This window comes from Mycobacterium sp. SMC-2, assembly GCF_025263485.1.
In the GTDB taxonomy this organism is placed as follows: domain Bacteria; phylum Actinomycetota; class Actinomycetes; order Mycobacteriales; family Mycobacteriaceae; genus Mycobacterium.
Genome location: NZ_CP079863.1, coordinates 5,396,041 through 5,413,300 on the forward strand (window position 1 = coordinate 5,396,041; position 17,260 = coordinate 5,413,300).

Annotated in this window: 16 protein-coding genes; 3 read left to right on the forward strand and 13 right to left on the reverse strand. The window is 64.7% G+C overall.

Annotation, left to right across the window (positions count from 1 at the left end; all coding sequences use genetic code 11):
- Positions 1–3 precede the first annotated feature (3 nt).
- From KXD96_RS25355 to KXD96_RS25370, 4 genes are read right to left on the reverse strand one after another with little or no spacing between them, the layout of a single operon-like run.
- Positions 4–1,266, reverse strand: coding sequence for a cytochrome P450 (locus KXD96_RS25355; protein WP_260741386.1), 1,263 nt, complete (start codon positions 1,264–1,266; stop codon positions 4–6).
- On the reverse strand, positions 1,263–1,730 hold the full coding sequence (locus KXD96_RS25360) for a hypothetical protein (protein ID WP_260741390.1): 468 nt from the start codon (positions 1,728–1,730) through the stop codon (positions 1,263–1,265). Before KXD96_RS25360 ends, KXD96_RS25355 begins: the two co-directional genes overlap by 4 nt.
- 16 nt (positions 1,731–1,746) lie before the next feature.
- Entirely contained in the window at positions 1,747–2,271 is a 525-nt protein-coding gene (locus tag KXD96_RS25365) for a hypothetical protein (RefSeq protein WP_260745548.1), read from the reverse strand.
- 2 nt (positions 2,272–2,273) lie between these two features.
- On the reverse strand, positions 2,274–3,641 hold the full coding sequence (locus KXD96_RS25370) for an aromatic ring-hydroxylating dioxygenase subunit alpha (protein ID WP_260741391.1): 1,368 nt from the start codon (positions 3,639–3,641) through the stop codon (positions 2,274–2,276).
- Positions 3,642–3,837: 196 nt separating this feature from the next.
- Here KXD96_RS25370 and KXD96_RS25375 point away from each other — a divergent pair, with 196 nt between their 5' ends.
- Entirely contained in the window at positions 3,838–4,455 is a 618-nt protein-coding gene (locus KXD96_RS25375; RefSeq protein WP_260741394.1) for a TetR/AcrR family transcriptional regulator, read from the forward strand.
- A gap of 20 nt (positions 4,456–4,475) precedes the next feature.
- Here KXD96_RS25375 and KXD96_RS25380 read toward each other — a convergent pair whose 3' ends face one another.
- The 3 genes from KXD96_RS25380 to KXD96_RS25390 are packed head-to-tail and all read right to left on the reverse strand — an operon-like array spanning position 4,476 to position 6,789.
- Positions 4,476–4,667, reverse strand: a complete 192-nt coding sequence (locus KXD96_RS25380; RefSeq protein WP_260741397.1) for a ferredoxin — start codon at positions 4,665–4,667, stop codon at positions 4,476–4,478.
- Entirely contained in the window at positions 4,664–5,944 is a 1,281-nt protein-coding gene (locus KXD96_RS25385; protein WP_260741400.1) for a cytochrome P450, read from the reverse strand. The genes KXD96_RS25380 and KXD96_RS25385 overlap by 4 nt, the downstream gene beginning before the upstream one ends.
- On the reverse strand, positions 5,941–6,789 hold the full coding sequence (locus KXD96_RS25390; RefSeq protein WP_313901598.1) for an Asp/Glu racemase: 849 nt from the start codon (positions 6,787–6,789) through the stop codon (positions 5,941–5,943). The genes KXD96_RS25385 and KXD96_RS25390 overlap by 4 nt, the downstream gene beginning before the upstream one ends.
- A 145-nt stretch (positions 6,790–6,934) precedes the next feature.
- Here KXD96_RS25390 and KXD96_RS25395 point away from each other — a divergent pair, with 145 nt between their 5' ends.
- Entirely contained in the window at positions 6,935–8,584 is a 1,650-nt protein-coding gene (locus tag KXD96_RS25395; protein WP_260741403.1) for a GMC family oxidoreductase, read from the forward strand.
- Between the two features lie 31 nt (positions 8,585–8,615).
- Here the strand turns inward: KXD96_RS25395 and KXD96_RS25400 are convergent, their stop codons facing one another.
- From KXD96_RS25400 to KXD96_RS25415, 4 genes are read right to left on the reverse strand one after another with little or no spacing between them, the layout of a single operon-like run.
- Entirely contained in the window at positions 8,616–10,709 is a 2,094-nt protein-coding gene (locus KXD96_RS25400; RefSeq protein ID WP_260741406.1) for an acetate--CoA ligase family protein, read from the reverse strand.
- Positions 10,706–12,181 carry an NAD-dependent succinate-semialdehyde dehydrogenase gene (locus KXD96_RS25405; RefSeq protein ID WP_260741408.1) on the reverse strand — a complete coding sequence of 492 codons (1,476 nt, stop codon included), beginning with the start codon at positions 12,179–12,181 and terminating at the stop codon, positions 10,706–10,708. Before KXD96_RS25405 ends, KXD96_RS25400 begins: the two co-directional genes overlap by 4 nt.
- Positions 12,165–12,614, reverse strand: coding sequence for a Zn-ribbon domain-containing OB-fold protein (locus tag KXD96_RS25410; RefSeq protein WP_260741410.1), 450 nt, complete (start codon positions 12,612–12,614; stop codon positions 12,165–12,167). Before KXD96_RS25410 ends, KXD96_RS25405 begins: the two co-directional genes overlap by 17 nt.
- 4 nt (positions 12,615–12,618) lie before the next feature.
- A complete protein-coding gene (locus KXD96_RS25415) occupies positions 12,619–13,809 on the reverse strand; it encodes a thiolase family protein (protein ID WP_260741414.1) in 1,191 nt (396 codons plus the stop codon).
- Positions 13,810–14,028: 219 nt separating this feature from the next.
- Between KXD96_RS25415 and KXD96_RS25420 the strand changes: the two genes are divergently transcribed.
- Positions 14,029–14,817, forward strand: coding sequence for an enoyl-CoA hydratase/isomerase family protein (locus KXD96_RS25420; RefSeq protein ID WP_260741416.1), 789 nt, complete (start codon positions 14,029–14,031; stop codon positions 14,815–14,817).
- A gap of 55 nt (positions 14,818–14,872) precedes the next feature.
- On the opposite strand, the gene KXD96_RS25425 is transcribed toward KXD96_RS25420, so the two are convergent.
- On the reverse strand, positions 14,873–16,120 hold the full coding sequence (locus KXD96_RS25425) for an acyl-CoA dehydrogenase family protein (RefSeq protein ID WP_260741420.1): 1,248 nt from the start codon (positions 16,118–16,120) through the stop codon (positions 14,873–14,875).
- Between the two features lie 10 nt (positions 16,121–16,130).
- Positions 16,131–17,237: an acyl-CoA dehydrogenase family protein gene (locus KXD96_RS25430; RefSeq protein WP_260741426.1), complete on the reverse strand. Its 1,107-nt coding sequence runs from the start codon at positions 17,235–17,237 to the stop codon at positions 16,131–16,133.
- Between the last annotated feature and the right edge of the window lie 23 nt (positions 17,238–17,260).

Below are 17,260 nucleotides of genomic sequence, written 5' to 3' on the forward strand. Positions count from 1 at the left end.
AGCCTATTCGACCCGGATGTGCAATCGGGTTAGCCCACGCAGAATGAACGTCGGCAGGTAGTTGTACCGACGATTCCCCTCGGGGCCGTGCTTGTCCTCGTCGATCCAGATGTTCGTCGTCCGTTCCAGCAGCCGTTGCAGGCTGATCTTCGCCTCGGTGCGGGCGAGGGGGGCTCCGGGGCAGCTGTGCGGCCCACGCCCGAACGCGACGTGCTGGCGCGCGTTCGACCGCTCGACGTCGAAGGCGTCCGGATCGGGAAACTTGCGCGGATCGCGGTTCATCGCGGCGTTGACCAACATCACCGTGGTACCCGCGGGCAGGTCCACGCCTCCGACGGTGACCGGCACCTTCGCGAGGCGGAAGTCGCCACGCACCGGGCTTTCGTAGCGCAACGCCTCCTCCACGAATCGCGGAATCATGTCGGGGTTCGCACGCAGCTTGGCCTGCAAACCGGCGTCCTCGGCGATCATCATCACCGCCGTGGACAGCAACCGGACAGTGGTCTCCTGGCCGGCGGCGAACAGGTTGGACGCGACGCGCACCGCGTCCATCACCTCCGGCGTGCTGCCGTCGGGGAACGTGGCGGAGGCGACGCCGGTCAGCACGTCGTCACGCGGGTTGGCGCGGCGATCGGAAATGTATTCGGAGAACTTGCCGTACAGGTATTCCAGCGGCGAGTGCTGCATCGTCTCGCCCTCGCTGCTCCCGATCGTGCCGGCCTCGGTCAGCAGCGCGTTGCGGAATTCGGCGTGGTCGGACTCGGGCACGCCGAGCAGGTCGGCGATCACCAACATCGCGAACGGATTCGCGAACTCCCCGATGAACTCGCAACGGCCGCCGGCCAGCGCTGCATCATATTGGCGGTCGGCGAGCCGCCAGATGAACTCCTCGTTCTCCTTGAGGCGTTTGGGTGTGATCATCCGCGACAGCAGCGCCCGGTGCGCGGTATGCACCGGCGGATCAAACGTCGGCAGTTGGTCGTAGAACGGGATCTCGTCGCGGTGCGCCGCGATCAACCCAGATACATCGTCACCCTCCAACGGCACCGGGAAGCCGGGGAATGGCCCGGTCACCGAGATGCACGAGGAGAACCGCTCGGTGTCGTTGTAGATCGCCATGCCCTCGTCGTAGCCCGTCACCATCACTACGTCGTGATGCTTCTCGCGCCGCAGCGGGCATTCATCGCGCAGGGCGGCCAGGTAGTCGTACGGATCGGCCAGCAACTCGTTGTCGGTGAAGAAATCGACGGAATCTATAGCGGTCATTCCGAGATCTCGACTCCTTCAAAACTTTTCAGCATCTCGGCGGGCGGGAGTTCCATCTGGAGATACAGGTCGATGTGCCGAATCTTGCCCGCGTCGGTAAACTCGTAGACCGACAGCGAGTTGACCACATTACTGAATTCGCCGATGCGGCTACGCTCCTCGAGTTCGAGGAAAACCGCGCCCGGCGTCTCGGTGACACGCCGCAACGAGCATTCCCACTCCGAAGACGTCGCCCAGTTTGTCAGGAAGTCAACATAAGCCGGCCAGTCCATCACTTCCTTGAATGCGCCGACTCGTTCGAACTCGTCCGTCGCCACCAGCTCAGCCAACGGCGCCCAGCTGTCGACGGAGAATCCGGGCTTTTTCGCCTCGTCCACAAGGCGTTTGGTGACCAGCCCGTATTCCAGCACCGTACGGGAACGGCCGGCGTAATCGTCGATGACGTCGCGGATATCTCTTAGCACTGTGACCGCTTCTCCCTCAGACCGAAATGCCGGCCGACGTCAGTACACGTTCTAGCGCCTCGACGTATTCGGACGTCCCGTGGAACGGACCGTGCAAGCCGATCGCGACGTCTAGGAACGCGCTGTACTCATCGTTGACATGGGTTTCCCAGCGCACGACTTCGCCGTCCTCGTTCGTCTCGACGAAGCTGTAGGAGTAAAAACCCATCTTCGTTCCCTCTTTGGTGTGCCCCTCCCAGCGGGTCTTCATGACGAAGCCGTTGTCGGCCGGCCAGTACTTGAAATCGGCCGGCTTCCAGTCGGGGAACGTCAGCGAATACACCTTGGCCTCCATGGTGGACGCCCGCGCCGACTCTTCGGGGAACTCACTCAACAGGAAGCCCTGGTCACCGGTGAAGTACGGCGACGCGTACACCGCGTCGGTGGCGAATTTCCAAGCGTCGACGAAGGCCTCGCCATCCTGGACACCCTGGCGGAGGTAGGCGTTGCGGTACGCCTCCGCCATGCGACGGTGCAGGGCGATGCGCTCTTCGAGAGTCAATGTCATTTCACACCGTTCGTGAGGTAGCGGTCCAGGACCGAGTGGTAGTAAGCGATGACGACTTCCTCCCTCACCAAGGACATGTGCCCCAACCTGCTGTTTCGCAGGCCGATCTGCTGGCGCGGCATCTGCTCGTAATCCTGTTGCAGCGCCTCGAAATACTTGTAGCTACCCGGCTCTTCGACATCGATCAGGCTGGCGCGGAAGGCATCCCGGTGTTCGTCCGGAAGATACATGTAGCTGCTGACGTGCCAGATGCATCGGTTGGGATCGCCGTCCGGGTGGGGCATCGCCATGATCACGTGACACTCACCGGCACGGACCGTCATGAAGAAGTTCGGGAACAGCACCCAGCCCTGGTTGTCGCTCATCTGCGCGTCGGTCAACCCGCTGACGTCCAGGCCCATGCCGGTCAGAGTGTCCCTGGTGGCCTGCTGTAGCAGCTTGCGGGCGTTGACGCCGTCGGGGAATTCCACCGATCCATCCGCGGAGCGATACTCCTTGACGAGTTCCTCGAAGCGCGGCAACACCGCGGCCGTCGACGGGAACGTCTCGGGCAGATCCATGATGCCGTCCACCTGCGCCTGCGCACTGGCACCTTGGACCTCGAACGGCGCAACGGCCACGCTATGGGTCTCGAAGAAACGGTAGCGACTCTTGCTCGGATCGATCTCGATGACGCGCAGCAATTGCGGGTGAATGCCCGAGATGTGGTAGCCCTCGTTGAAGGCGTCCATGACGACCTTCCAGTTGCAATCGATGGCTTCGCGCACGTCCATGACGGTGGTGAACTGGTCGAGGTGGTAGGGCGCCAACAGCTCGGCCACGTCGGGCCCCAGGAACTCGGCGAGCGGCGCCGCGGCGGGATCGGGGTTCAAGAAGATGAAGCCGCCGAAGGTGTCGACGGACACCTGCAGCAATCCGTTCTCGCCCTTGTCCTCGGGGGTGATGACGTTTTCCCGCTCGCGCAGGGCGCCACGCATTTTCCCCTCGAGGTCGTAGGACCACAGATGGTATTGGCACAGGAATCCCCGTTTGGCATTCCCGGTGCCCTGGCACAACATGTTGCCGCGATGCCGACAGGCGTTGACGAAGCCTCGCAACCGCTCGTCCTTGCCCCGCACGATGATGAAGGACTGGTCGAAGATCTGATATACCTTCCAGTCCCCGACCTTGGGCAACTCGTCGACTCGACCCACGATCTGCCAGACCCGCATCCAGATCGCTTCCCGCTCACGCTGCTGGAATTCGACCGACGTGTAGCGATCGGTGGGGATGCGCAACGGGTAAAGGTCACGGTCGTCGGGCAGCGCACCAATGGTGTCCACCCATTCGCCTGGCCGTGCTGTTTCGACGAAGTCCGTTGACATTGCTCATTCCTCCTAGCCGGTTCGTTCACCGTGGCTTGTGGTGCGCATCACTATAGTACGTGACCGTATGTCAGATACAATGCTGTATATGGGCGCTGCCCGCCAAAATATACATGACCGTATAAGCAATACGTAGCTGTATGCCACGTCGGCCGGGCAACGCCCTTTTACCGTGTCGATCTGGGAGAATGGCCCGATGGCGCAACGCTGGACCAGGGAGAAACGCCTCGAACACACCCGTACGCTGCTGCTGGACGCGGCCGAGGAACTGTTCGCGCGCAAGGGCTTCAGTGGCGCCTCGCTGGAGGAGATCGCCGATGCGGCGGGATACACCCGGGGTGCCATCTACGCCCACTTCGGCGGCAAGGAGGAGCTGTTCCTCGCGGTCATCGAACGCCATCGGCAACGGTTCCTGGATGGATTCGCCGACGTCATCTTGTCGTCCAACCGACTCGACGAGCTCAACGTCGACGAGCTGGCGAATCGCTGGCGAGACTTGATGAGTAAGACGGGGGCCGACCAGGCAGCGCTCGGCCACGAATTCACCCTGTTCTTGCTGCGGAGCCCCGAAGCCCGTGAACGCCTGGCCGCGCAACGACTTGAGACGGTCCGTTGGCTCAGTGAGTACCTGACCGAGAGCGTGGCACGTCTGGGCGGCGCGCTGCGCATACCGGCAACAACGATGGCCCGAGTATTGCTGGCAACGAATGAGGGCATCACGCTGGCCAGCCAGCTCGACGGTGAGGATCTTTACCGCGCGTGGCTCGAGATGATCATTTCCAGCATTGAGCCCGCAAAAGACTCAGCCCGGTAAGGCCATTCCGTACGGTGATGTCAGCGCTGAAACGACAGCGCCATGGTGGGGCAGTTGCGTACCGCCTCATCGACGGCCGCGGCGTCGTCGTCCGAAACGGGCTCGGCGATGAGGTGGGTCTGCCCGTCCTCGCCGACTTCGAATATCGACGGTGCGGCTAGTTCACATAGGCCCATTCCACTGCACTTGGTCAGATCGATGTGAACTTTCATTGCTGTGACTCCGGGGTGAATCGGACGTATTGGCGCTTGATCCCGTTGATGAAGGTGCCCGCCAGATACTGGGGTTCGCCCACGGTGTGGATGTCGGGCAGCCGCCGAAATAGTTCGGTGATGATCGCTTTGATCTGCATCTTCGCGACATGGCTGCCCAAACAATAGTGCGGACCCCGCCCGCCGAACCCGATGTGCGGATTGGGTTTACGACTGATGTCAAAACGGAACGGATCTACGAAGTGCTTCTCATCACGGTTACCGGATGTCAAGAAAATGATCACGCGGTCCCCCGGCTCAATCGTGACACCGGACAACTCGAAGCGCGCCAGTGCGGTGCGGCGAAACGTCATCGCCGGCGTGGCCCACCGGATGAACTCCTCGACCGCGACATCGATGCGCCCGTCGAGGTCCTCGAGCAGGTAGGCGCGCTGGTCGGGGTGGGTGGTCAACGCCCGCAACGTATGGGTGGTGGTGTGCATCGGCGCATCGCTGCCCGCCACGCACAACAGCGTGAAGAAATACGAGATGTCCTCGTCGGTCAACCGCTTTCCGTCGACCTCGGCCGCCACCAACGCGCTGATCAGATCGTCCTCGGGTTTGCTACGCCGGGCGTCGACGATCTGTTGACACCGGGTGCGCAACGTCATCACCGCGTTGGCCATCAGCGTCGGGGGATCCAGATCACCGAGGATCTCCTCATCGTTCCACCCGACCAGGCCGACGGCCGCCTCCCGGATCTCCTCATGCCACTCCTGGGGTACACCAACCATTTCCGAAATCGTCCACAACGGCAGGCGTGCGGACACGTGACTGACAAACTCCACGTCGTCCGAGCACCGCGCGATGCCGTCGACGATCTGGCGCGCCTGATTCTGGATCTGCTCGCGGATCAGTGCCAATCGTTTGGGGGTGAACACCGAGCTGACGATCCGGCGATAGTTGCCATGCTGCGGTTCGTCCATCGCTAGGAGGAAAGATGTTTTCCGAACCTCCTCGGGCAGGTCCTCGAACATCACGCCGCTCGCGTTTGAAAACACGTCGGCGTTTCGGCTCACGGTGACGATGTCATCGAGCCGCACCACCGCCCAGTAGCCCGGCGGGGGCTCCTGACCCATCAGGGCCATCATCGGGGTGACGATGGGCCGCTGCCATGTCACGGGCCGATCGCGGCGCAGTTCGGCGAACAGTCGATCCCGCTCGTTCGGCGGACCCGACCACAGGCTTTCCGCCGACAAGTCGATTGCGTCGTGCTCACGCTGTGTGGCAATGCTCATTCGCGATCTCCTGTAGTTGATCGTGGCGAGGACGCCAGTACACCAAGTCTTTTGACGAGTGAGTCAGCGCTCGTCGGGTGGGCAGCCCTCAGCGCGAACTCCTCGCTCAGCAAATAGCCGGCGTCGGGCACCACCGTCGCACGATCCAACGCGGTCAACAGTTCATAGGTGGTCGCGGTCGCTGCGGACAGCACCGGCAGGTCGAGCCGCGCCTCCACCTCGGGGATCGCCGCCAGTGACGGCATCTGCACGCACGCCGACACCACCACGGCGTCACAACCGCTGCTATTCAGCCGCCCTGCGAGGGGCAACAGATCCTCCGGCTCCAACCGCCCCACCGCACAGTTATCCGCGACACCACGGCTGATCACGTCCACTACCTCGATCCCGGCGTCCCGCAGGTAGTCACACACCTTTTGGGTGAGCTCGGGGACATACGGCGTGATCATCGCGATGCGCCCCGCACCCAGAGCCGCCAACCCCCGCACCAACGCGCCCGCGCTGGATACCACCGGCGCGTCACAGCCCGCCGTGCGCGCGGCCTCGGTCAGCCGCGCTTCGGCGTCCACGTGCACACCGGGACCTTGGGACATGATCGCGACCAAGCAGGCGTAGGCCATCGCGTCACACTGGGCATCGGCGAGCTCGACCGCACACCGGTTGCTGTCCCGGTCCATCTGCAACAGCGCCTCGGCGGTCACCTCCAGCATCCGCATCCGGCTGGAATGAAACGTGAACCGCTCCTCGGGAAACAATGTCTGCCGCCGCGCGAACATCTCCGGCAGCTCGGTTTCCATCGTCGTGTTGGAGCTCGGCACAATCAAACCCAACCGGGTCGGCACCATCGTCAATCAATTCCTCAGCGCTATAGGACGCGGGCCGGCGTCCGTTACTGAGCCAAGCCAACCGTAGATCGGCGACCGAGTCAACTATTTTCTATAGTGTCCGTAGAGTCCATGCCTTTCATCGGTGCGAGGGAGACAACCGCGTATGAAAATCAAAGGTCGGCACGCACGAAACGGGCAAGGCGCGGAATGGGATTACATCATCGTCGGCGGCGGGTCGGCAGGCTGCGTGCTGGCCAATCGGTTGTCGGCCGACCCCTCCACGAGCGTGCTGCTGCTGGAGGCCGGGGGCTGGGATCGCCACCTTCTCATCCGCATCCCGGCGGGTGTCGCGCGGCTACCCGAGAAGTTCGACTGGCACTACGCCGGCAGGCCCGACGCATCGCGCAACGGAATGCTCGACAACTGGGCCGCCGGAAAGGTGCTCGGCGGGGGGAGCTCCGTGAACATGATGTTCTGGGTCCGCGGGGAACGCTCCGATTTCGACGGCTGGCGCGACGAACACGGCTGCCCCGGCTGGGGATATGACGACGTCCTGCCGTACTTCGAGCGCTCAGAGACCTACGCCGACGGGCCCGGCCCGCACCGCGGAACCAGCGGGCCGGTCGGGGTCAGTAAGGTCGCCATGCGGCTCGAAGTCGTCGACGACTTCCTGCGCGCGGCGGTCGCGGCCGGCCACGAGCTGAATCCCGACTACAACGGCGAACGCCAGCAAGGCGTTTCGCGTGCGCAGCTGTCCCAGCGACGTGGATTTCGCAGCAGCACCGCCCGCGCCTATCTGGCCCCGATCCGCAAGCGGCCCAACCTCACCATCCGCACCCAGGCGTGGGCGACCCGGGTACTCATTGAGGGTGACCGCGCCACCGGCGTGCAGTATCGTCACCAGGGCCGCCAACTCACCGCCCGTGCCGCCGGGGAGGTGATCGTCAGCGCCGGGGCACTGTCGTCACCGAAACTGCTGATGCTCTCCGGCATTGGGCCCGCCGAACATCTGCGTGCACACGGCATCGAGGTGCGCCTGGATCGACCCGCGGTGGGCACGAATCTGCAGGAGCATGCCTACGGGCTGATGCGCTACCGGACTACCGCCGACACCCTCGCCGAGGAATTGCGGCCACATCGTGCCCTCCGCCACGGCATCGACTTCCTGGTTCGGGGCCAAGGCGCCCTCACCCTGGGCGGCGGCGCGGCCGTGGTGTTCGCGCCGCTGACCGGTTCGCGGCCCACCGAAACCGAGATCATCTTGATGCCCGTCGGGATGGAATTCACCCGGGACGACGACGCCGCCGAGGATGGCGCCCACGGGCTGTATAACGTGAAGATCGTTCCGAAGCGAATGATGGTGTATCCCAGCTGCGTACACCCCAAGGGCCGCGGAACCGTGCGGCTGGGCTCCGGCGATCCGTGCGCCGCACCGGTGATCGAGCATTCCCTCGTCGGCGACGAGGACATGCCGGAGCTGATCGCCGCGTGCCGCCAGGCGCGGGAGATCTTCCACACCTCGGTGATGCAGGCCAAACAGGTCGTCGAGGAGATGCCCGGCGACGATGTGCAGACCGACGAGCAGTGGACAACGTATCTGCGCCAGCAGTCGTTCCGCCCGTTCCATCCGGTCGGGACCTGCCGAATGGGATCCGATGACGAGGCGGTGGTGGATCCACAGCTGCGACTGCATGGCATCGACGGCCTGCGCGTCGTCGACGCGTCGGTGTTCCCCACCATCACCAGCGGTAACACCAACGCGCCGGTCATCATGGTGGCGGAGCGCGCCGCCGACCTGATTCTGGGCCGCTGAGCGGACTTTGGCTTCGCGAGCCCGCGGAAGGCTACTGACCGCCCGGCCGCAACAGGCATAACCCGTCGACCGCGACCGGCCCATCCGCGGTGACGATCAACGGATTGATGTCGATCGACTCGATCCACTCCCGGCCCCCCGCAGCAAGCACCGAAGCCGCCGTCAATACCGACGTCAGCGCGCGCCGATCCCATGGCGCAGAGCCGCGGAAGCCGTCGAGCACACCGGTGTCGCCGAACTCGTCGATCAGTTCCGCGGCGTCCTCGTCGCTCATCGGCGCCATCCGGCCGCCGATCTTGCGCATCACCTCGACGAATACTCCGCCCAGGCCGAACGCCACCAACGGACCCAGTTCGCTTTCGCCCTTGATCCCGATGAAGGCCTCGCCGTGGCCGGAGATCATGGGCTGGACCGCGATCGTCGTCGGCAACCCGTGGGAATCGGCGACCGCGCGCAACTCGTCGACGGCCGCGCCCAGCGCGGCGACCCCGACGCCCAGGCGCACGGCGCCGTGTTCGGTGCGGTGGGCGATGTCGGCCAGCTTCACCACGTAGGGGCCGGCGAAGGGCGGCGGCGTGGCGGCATCGTCCGCTATCAAATGGTATGGCGCAGTGGGAATCCCGGCGCGGGCGAGGAGGTCCATCGTCGCGGCGAACGGGAGCATCGAGCCTTCCGGCACGGCGATCGGGCCGGCCTGAGGACGAGGCAGCACCGGGATCTCGGCGGGAGGTCGCACACGCGACCCGGGACGCAGCCGCATGAAGGCTCCCATGGTATGCAGGCCCCGCAGACAGCCGCGCAGCCCGTTGCCCACCGCGATGCCGTCGGCGCGATACTTCTCCAGCCACCGCCCGCCCTGGCCGGCCAATGGCGCGATGACGAACGGTTTATCGCTGGCCGCACCGAATTCGGCGAACTCGATGTCGGCGAAGAGCGGGCCGTTCCAGTCGGCGTGCTGGCTGCTGTACAACAGGGCATCGAACTCGGGGGCGGCCTCGTATTCGGTGAGCACCTTCCGCCACAGCCCGTCGATGACTCCGGCGAAACCCGTGACGTCCAAGGGATTCGTCACCGCGCCGCCGGGGATCGTCTCCGCCACGAAAGGGGCCAGCCGCTCCACCTCCGGCACGTCCACCCCCTCGACTTCCGCCAGGTCGCTGGCCAGCTGCGCGAAACCGCCCGTGACGGTGAGAATCGCCAGGCCCCGCACTTCGGTCCAGCGCTGGCGGGGAAGCTGTTCGAGGAACTGCACCCGGTCGACGAGATCGTCGATGTCGGTGGCGGGCAGGATGCCCGCCTGCTTGAACGCGACGTCGTAGACCCACGCGTCGCCGGTCAGCGTTCCGGTGTGTGACGCGGCCATGCGCTGAGTCCGCTCGCTGCGGCCGAGCTTGATCGCCACGATCGGTTTGCCGGCCTCCAGGCAGCGCCTGGCCGCGTCGAAAAACGCCTCCGGGCGCCGGATCTTCTCGACCGCCAGTGCCACGATCCGGGTCGCCTCGTCGCACGCGAAGTAGTCCAGGTAGTCGGCGACGTCGGTGACGGCCTCGTTGCCCGCCGACACCAGCAGGTTGAACCCGACGCCGCCCGCGCGCGACGCCGCGGCGGCCATCGCCTCGATCATCGCGCCGCTGTGTGTCGCGGCCGACAGCCCGCCGACACGGCGGGCGAAGAGCGGCAGCATGCTCAGATGCAGTTTGCGTGGCACGTTCATCAGGCCCACGCCGTTGGGACCGACCACCGGCATGTGGCCCGCCCGCGCGCCCTTGACCATCCGCTGCTGCAGGGCAACACCCTCGTCACCGAGCTCGGCAAAGCCGGCTGCGCAGGTGATCACACCCCCGGCACCGATTTCGGCGGCCTGTTCCACCGCGTCGACCGTGCGCTCGGCCCCCAACGCGAGGAAGACCGCGTCGACCGGACGGCCGATCGCCCTCAGATCCGGATACGCCCGATGACCGAAGGCCTGCTCCGCCTTGTGATGGACGAAGAAGCACTCCGCGCCGCCGTCCAGTGAGTATCGCACCGAGTGCGCCCAGCGCGAGTCCTCGGTGATCCCCACGAACGCAACCGTTCTCGGGTTCATCAGCCGGTCCAACGCCGGCCGAGCCTGTTGCGCGCTCATCCGATGCTGAATCCGATCAGTTTCGTGTCGAGGTACTCCAGGATCCCCTCGTGCGCCCCTTCCCGGCCCTGCCCGCTTTGTTTGACTCCGCCGAACGGGGCAGCCGCCGAGGTCGGGTTGATGTCGTTGACTCCGACCATGCCGAACCGCAGCTGCTCGATCACCCGCCACGCGCGGGCGAGGTTTTGCGTGTAGACGTATGACGCCAGCCCGTAGTCGGTGTCGTTGGCCATGGCGATGACCTCGTCTTCGTCATCGAAGACGATCACCGGTGCGATCGGACCGAACGTCTCTTCCCGGTAGATGTCCATGGCGTCGGTCACACCGCTGAGGACCGTTGGTGCGAAGAAGAAGCCACGCTCCAGCCCGTTCTCGGCCAGCCGGCGTCCACCCGTCTCGACGACGGCGCCCTTGCTCACCGCGTCATCGACCTGGCGCTGCATCCGCTGCAGGGCGTCGGCGTCGATGAGCGGGCCGATGCTGACGCCTTCGGTCAAACCGCTCCCGGCCTTCATCTTCGCCACCCGCTCGACGAGCACCGTGAGGAAGGCATCCTTGATGCAGCGGTGCACGTACAGGCGATTCGGTGAGATGCAGGCCTGCCCGGTGTTGAGGACCTTGACCATCGCGGCGCCCTTGGCGGCGTGCGCCGGATCGGCGTCGTCGAAGACGACGAAGGGCGCGTGCCCGCCCAACTCCATGGAGAACCGCTTCATGTTCCCGCCCGCGCCGCGTGCAAGCAGCTTGCCGACCGATGTCGAACCCGTGAAGGTCAGCTTCGCGACCGCCGGGTTGCTGACGAACTCCGCGCCGACCGGGGCCGGGTCGGATGTCGTCACCAGGTTGACGACGCCCGGCGGAACGCCGGACTCCTCGAGGATCCGGAACACTTCGATCGCACACAGCGGAGTCTGTTCGGCGGCCTTCAGCACCACCGTGCAGCCGGCCGCCAGTGCCGGCGCGACCTTGCGCGTGATCATCGATACGGGATAGTTCCAGGGGGTGATGGCACCGACCACGCCGACCGGCTGGTGCAAGACCATGAAACGCTGGTCGGCTCGCGCCGACGGGATCGTCTGTCCGTAAACCCGTTTCGCCTCCTCGGCAAACCAGATCAAAAAGTCGGCGGCGTACTTGACCTCGATCCCCGCGGCGCGAATAGGCTTGCCTTGCTCCTCGGTCATCAGCTTGGCCAACTGTTCCGATCGCTCGAGCATCCGTCGATGCGCCTCGAACAGCACCTCGGCCCGCTGATATGCCGTGCGCTTCGACCAGGCCGGCAACGCGGCATTCGCCGCCGCGATGGCGTCCCGAACGTCGTCGACCGATGCATCGGAGACTTCCGCCAACAGCTCCCCGGTGGCCGGATTGGTCACGGGGAAGGTTGATTTCGACTCGGCGGGACGCCACTGGCCGTCGATGAAGAGCGCGTCGATCACCGGCGTCGGCTTGTTCTCAGTTGTCGCAGGCATTGTCCACCAATTCTTCTGTGTCGGTTGCCGGTTCGAATTCCACGATGGTCCAGTCCGGGGAGAGGTCGGTGTACACGACGCGCACAGGTGTGCCGATCTCGATATCGTCGGGATCGACCCCGGTCATCGTTCCGACCATCCGGAAACCCTCATCCATCGCCGCGTGCACGATCGCGTACGGCGCGGCGGCCTGGTAAGCGGGCGTAGGCGCGCGGTGCACGATCGTGTAGGTATAGACGACGCCGCACCCCGATACCGGCTCCCAGGAGAACGACGTCGAATGGCACTTCGCGCAGATCTCTTTCGGCACATGTCGGAATGCCCCGCATGACGCGCACCGCTGGACCTTGATCTTGCGCTCCCGCAGCGAGTCCCAGAACGGCTGTTGCCATCCCGGAACCCGTTCGGGGAGGAACTTCTCTGCGCCGCTCATCACGTCAGACCTCTCCGAGTACCGCAGAGTAGTTGTTCTGCATCGCACCGCCCGAGCCACTGAGATAGCCCAACTTGGCATTGGCGACCTGGCGTGCACCCGCGGTACCGCGGAGTTGCTCGACGACTTCGATCATCGTGAAAATGCCGCACGCGCCGGCATGGCTGAATGAGAGGAAACCACCGGCGGTGTTGGTGGGGAGGCGACCACCGACCTTCAGCGCTCCATTCTCGACGAAAGGCCCGCCCTCGCCCGGCTTGCAGAATCCGGCCGCTTCGATGCCGAACAGCACGTTGATCGTGAAGTGGTCACCGAGTCCGGCGATGTCGATATCGTCACGTGAGACGCCGGCCTGCGCGAAGGCGGTGTCGGCGGCGAGTTGGGCCGCGTCGAAAAACGCCAGCGACGGCGCGGAGTTGGGATCGATGTGGCTGTGCCCTTCGCCGTAACCGAGCAGCCCAATGGGCTTGTGCTTCTTGTTGCCTCGCATGACGGCGGCGGAGGTGACGACGATCGCGCCGCCACCCTGGTTGATGGCACAGCAGTCCAGTAGGTGCAGCGGGTCGGCGATCATGCGTGAGCCGATGACATCGTCAGCGGTGATCTCGCCGCGATGCCCGTTGCAGGACAGCGGATGCAGCGTGGCCCCGTAGCGCTGAGCCACCGCGACTTCGGCGAGCTGCTCGGACGTCGTCCCGTACTCATACATGTGCCGGCGCGCCAGCACCGCGTGGTCGGAAACCCGGGTGGTTCCGTAGATGTATTCATACGGTCCGCTCAACTTGGCCATCGCTGCGATGGCCTCGTCACGGTTGGCGCTCGAAAATCCTTCGGGGTGGCCGGCCACAGCGTTGACGATGACAACGGCCTCGGCCAGCCCAACTGATACCGCGTAGACGGCCAGGTTGACCCCCGAAGCGGCGGCGGACGCGCCGACTGAGCTCGATGCATGAAAGCGCATCGGCTTGCCCAACAGATCGTGCCCAAGGGCTGCTGCGGGAAGCATGGATCGAATTCCCACCCCTTCGGGACCGTCCATGATCAGCCCGTCGATGTCACCCAGGTCGATGCCCGCGTCGTCGCATGCGCCCTTGGCGCACTCGAACCAGACATCGGCCTGAATCCGGTCGGACAGATCGCCCTGCTTCGTCTGGTAAACCCCCGCGATAGCCGCCTCGCGAAGCTTACGCACCATCCAGTCTTCCTCGCCGCAGTCGCTGGTATAATCAGACGACTCACTCAGTTATTTTTCTGTTTGATGTCTATCCAACAATGTGCATGCTGTCAATAGCGCAGCTCAGACCGCCGCGGAAGGCACGAATACCCTTGGTAGGAAAGAAACATGTGTAACGCGCGACATCAGGAACTGGGCATACACTTCGATATCGATTTCATCGACGGTTGAGAGGACGCCGTGCCAAACATCGTGATGGAGAAGCGGGGACACACGACGATCTTTACGATCAACAAGCCCGACCGCATGAACGCCATCGGACTCGCCGATGCGGCCGAACTCGAGGCAGGGCTTTCCGAGTTTCAATCCGACCCCGACCAATATGTCGCCATCATCACCGCGGCCGGCGACAAGGCGTTCTGCGCGGGTGCCGACCTCAAGGCAATGGCGACCGACGTGGACGGTGGCGGCAGGTTACCGATCTCCCCCGCGCCTGACATCGCAGGTGTCGCCGCCTGCGAGAAGGTGACCATCGCCGCGATCAACGGCCTGGCCGCCGGTACCGGAACGGAACTCGCGATCTCCTGTGACATCCGAATCGCGGTCGAGGATGCCTGGTTCGGACTGCCAGAGGTAAAGCGTGGCATCGTCGCCGGGGTGGCGGTCAACGTGCTACCCCGCCTCATGCCGATTGGCGCCGTCATGGAACTCATGCTCACCGGTGACCGGCTTACCGCCGATGAGGCCTTTCGGCTCGGACTGGTGCAACGAGTTGTCGCGCGGGAGAGGCTGATAGACACGGCGCTCGAGAGAGCGGAGACAATCGCAAAAAACTCCCAGGCCGCCGTGTGGGGCACCAAGCAGATACTGAAGTTCTGGCGCGATGCGTTAATCGCCGAGCAACAACGCTACTACGAGGCGGTTGTTCACCGGGTGATGTTGTCCGGCGACGTGCATGAAGGGCCACGCGCCTTCGCCGAGAAACGCGAGCCGAAATTTCGGCAAGCCTGGCTGAGCCCGTATGACTGACAAGGCGGAATTCCCTGCCTAAGCCATTATTTCGCACTGCTCCGCTGTCCTCTGCTTAGTTGTGCGGCAGCTGGGAGAACGGCAGCTCTCGGTCGGTCGACGGGTCACGCGGGAGACCCAGCACCCGCTCGCTGATTTGGTTGAGCTGCATCTCCGTCGTGCCCCCGGCGAGGGTGTGGGCGCGTGCACCCAGCCACTGAATGCCGGGTGACTCCTCATCGACGCCGTCCCAGACCACCCCGCTGTTGCCGGCTATCTGCATGGCGATGTCCAAGCGGCGGTAACCGATGTGCGAGCTGAGCAGCTTGAGCAGGCTGGCGCCTGGCCCCGGGAACCGGCCGGACCGAAGCCCCTCGCTGATGTGCTCGACGGTGGGACGCTTCAAGTGGGCCAGGGCCAGCGCTTCTCCCAGCAATTGGCGCACCTCCGGATCCGACGCGATGCCCAGTCGCTGCACGAGAGCCACCAGTGGATCGTCACGTTCTTCGCCTGCGGGCGTGTACCGCGAGTCGTTCAGGCCGCTGTCGCCCACCATGTTGCGCTCGTGGAAGAGGACGCGCGACGCCACGGTCCATCCATCGTTGAACTCGCCGACCAGATTGCTCACCGGAATCTTGACGTCGTCGAAGAACTCCTCACAGAACTCGCTCGCCCCGGACGCCAGCCGGATCGGATTGACCGTCACGCCTTCCGCGTCGAGCGGCATGATAAACATCGATAGCCCACGGTGTTTCGGAAACTCGGGATCGGTACGGGCGAGCAGGAGTCCATAGTCGGCGACGTGGGCTCCCGTGCTCCAGATCTTCGCACCGTTGACGACGAAAATATCGTCGTCCTTTATGGCGCGGGTGAGCGCGGCCGCCATGTCCGAGCCGCCGCTGGGCTCGGAAAGCAACTGCACGGCGATTTCGTCACCGCGCAACCCGGCGGGCACGCGGGCTGCGCACTGCTCGGCTGAACCGAAGTCGAGCAACGTCGGCAAGATCACCGCATGAGTCACCGCCATGATGGTCGGCAACTCGAATCCGGCCGTCTCGTCAAGGAATGCGGCCTGGTGTTCGCGGCTCAGACCAAGGCCGCCGTACTCGCGCGGATAGCAGATGCCGGCCAGATGTGCGTCCCACAGCCGCCGCTGCAGAACGCGGTGCCGGGCAGCTAGCTCTTCGATCGGTTCACCCGAGTGAGACTGCTCGCCGATCTTAGGCAGGTTGCCCGGCAGCCACCGTCGGACATGTGCACGAAACTCATCCAAATCGGTTGGTACAGGCGGGCGATCGTCGACGAGATCTGTCTCGGTGTTCATGCGGCCTCCCTCACACTCCGGCCAGCCGGCACAGCCGCTCGCGGTGTTCGGCAGGGCCTCCGTACACGACCCGGTTGGTTGACGCGCGGCGCAGGTGAAGATGCAGATCGTGTTCCCAGGTCATTCCGATCCCGCCGTAAATCTGTATCGCGTCCTGTACGAGCGCAACAGCGGCGTCGCCGATGTGAACCTTTGCGGCGCTGGCGAGCTGGGATGCGTCCGGCGATCCCGCGTCCAGCGCCGCGGCGAGACTGGCGGTGACCCCGGCCGCGGCTTCCACCGCCAGCAAGTGTTCGGCCAGGCGGTGCTTGATGGCCTGATAGGAGCCGATCACCCGGCCGAAGGCGTATCGGTGAGTAACCCAGTCGATCGTCATGTCGAAGACGTGCTGCATCGATGCGGCCGTCTCGGCGGCTTGGATGGCAATCGCTGCGCAGTAGGCCAGTTCGGTGAGATCCCCTGCGCAGCAAGCCGTCTCCGGAACATGGGTCGCCGCGAACTCGACGGTGCCGAATGCGCGCGTCGGGTCCAGGCCGCGTTGTGGTCGCACGATGACGCCCGGCCGCGAGCGCTCAACCAGGAAGTGCCCGACGCCATCCTCGACGCGCGCGGTGACCAGAAACAGGTCCGCGTCCGGACCCGCCTCGACTATGTTCTTGATCCCGGTGATGACATATCCGTCCGCGGTGCGTTCGGCCCGAGTGGCGACAGCATCCGGTTCCCAGCGATTGCCTTCCGCGAGCGCCCACGCGGCCACCGCGCTCCCATCGACGATCGCTGCCAGCGTGTCCTTGTGCTGGTCGGTGTCGGCCCGCGTCAGCGCCCACGCCACGACATTGCATGGGACGAGCGGACCAGGCGCCACGTGTCGGCCGGACTCGGCGGCCAACACGCAGAGGTCGGCGAACGGACGGCCGCTGATGCTGCCGCCCCCTAACGCTTCGGGCACCAGCAGCGAGGTCCAGCCCAGGTCGGTGGCCGCCGTCCAGTAGGACCGGTCCAGCGTTCGTGTGCCCGAAGCGATTTCGTGTACCTGCGCCGAAGAAGCATGGTGGTCGAGGAATTTCCGCGTTGTATCGCGCAGCGGTCGTTGCTCAACCTCGAGTTTGGTAGCCAATAGCCATCTCCCGCAATTGCTTT

What these genes read in the sequence shown, in the direction of transcription:
- KXD96_RS25410 (WP_260741410.1), bottom strand. Translation starts at nt 12,614, where the DNA reads ATGAGCGGCGCAGAGAAGTTCCTCCCCGAACGGGTTCCGGGATGGCAA.
- KXD96_RS25425 (WP_260741420.1), bottom strand. Translation starts at nt 16,120, where the DNA reads ATGAACACCGAGACAGATCTCGTCGACGATCGCCCGCCTGTACCAACC.
- KXD96_RS25370 (WP_260741391.1), bottom strand. Translation starts at nt 3,641, where the DNA reads ATGTCAACGGACTTCGTCGAAACAGCACGGCCAGGCGAATGGGTGGAC.
- KXD96_RS25395 (WP_260741403.1), top strand. Translation starts at nt 6,935, where the DNA reads ATGAAAATCAAAGGTCGGCACGCACGAAACGGGCAAGGCGCGGAATGG.
- KXD96_RS25375 (WP_260741394.1), top strand. Translation starts at nt 3,838, where the DNA reads ATGGCGCAACGCTGGACCAGGGAGAAACGCCTCGAACACACCCGTACG.
- KXD96_RS25400 (WP_260741406.1), bottom strand. Translation starts at nt 10,709, where the DNA reads ATGAGCGCGCAACAGGCTCGGCCGGCGTTGGACCGGCTGATGAACCCG.
- KXD96_RS25415 (WP_260741414.1), bottom strand. Translation starts at nt 13,809, where the DNA reads ATGGTGCGTAAGCTTCGCGAGGCGGCTATCGCGGGGGTTTACCAGACG.
- KXD96_RS25405 (WP_260741408.1), bottom strand. Translation starts at nt 12,181, where the DNA reads ATGCCTGCGACAACTGAGAACAAGCCGACGCCGGTGATCGACGCGCTC.
- KXD96_RS25390 (WP_313901598.1), bottom strand. Translation starts at nt 6,789, where the DNA reads ATGGTGCCGACCCGGTTGGGTTTGATTGTGCCGAGCTCCAACACGACG.
- KXD96_RS25355 (WP_260741386.1), bottom strand. Translation starts at nt 1,266, where the DNA reads ATGACCGCTATAGATTCCGTCGATTTCTTCACCGACAACGAGTTGCTG.
- KXD96_RS25385 (WP_260741400.1), bottom strand. Translation starts at nt 5,944, where the DNA reads ATGAGCATTGCCACACAGCGTGAGCACGACGCAATCGACTTGTCGGCG.
- KXD96_RS25380 (WP_260741397.1), bottom strand. Translation starts at nt 4,667, where the DNA reads ATGAAAGTTCACATCGATCTGACCAAGTGCAGTGGAATGGGCCTATGT.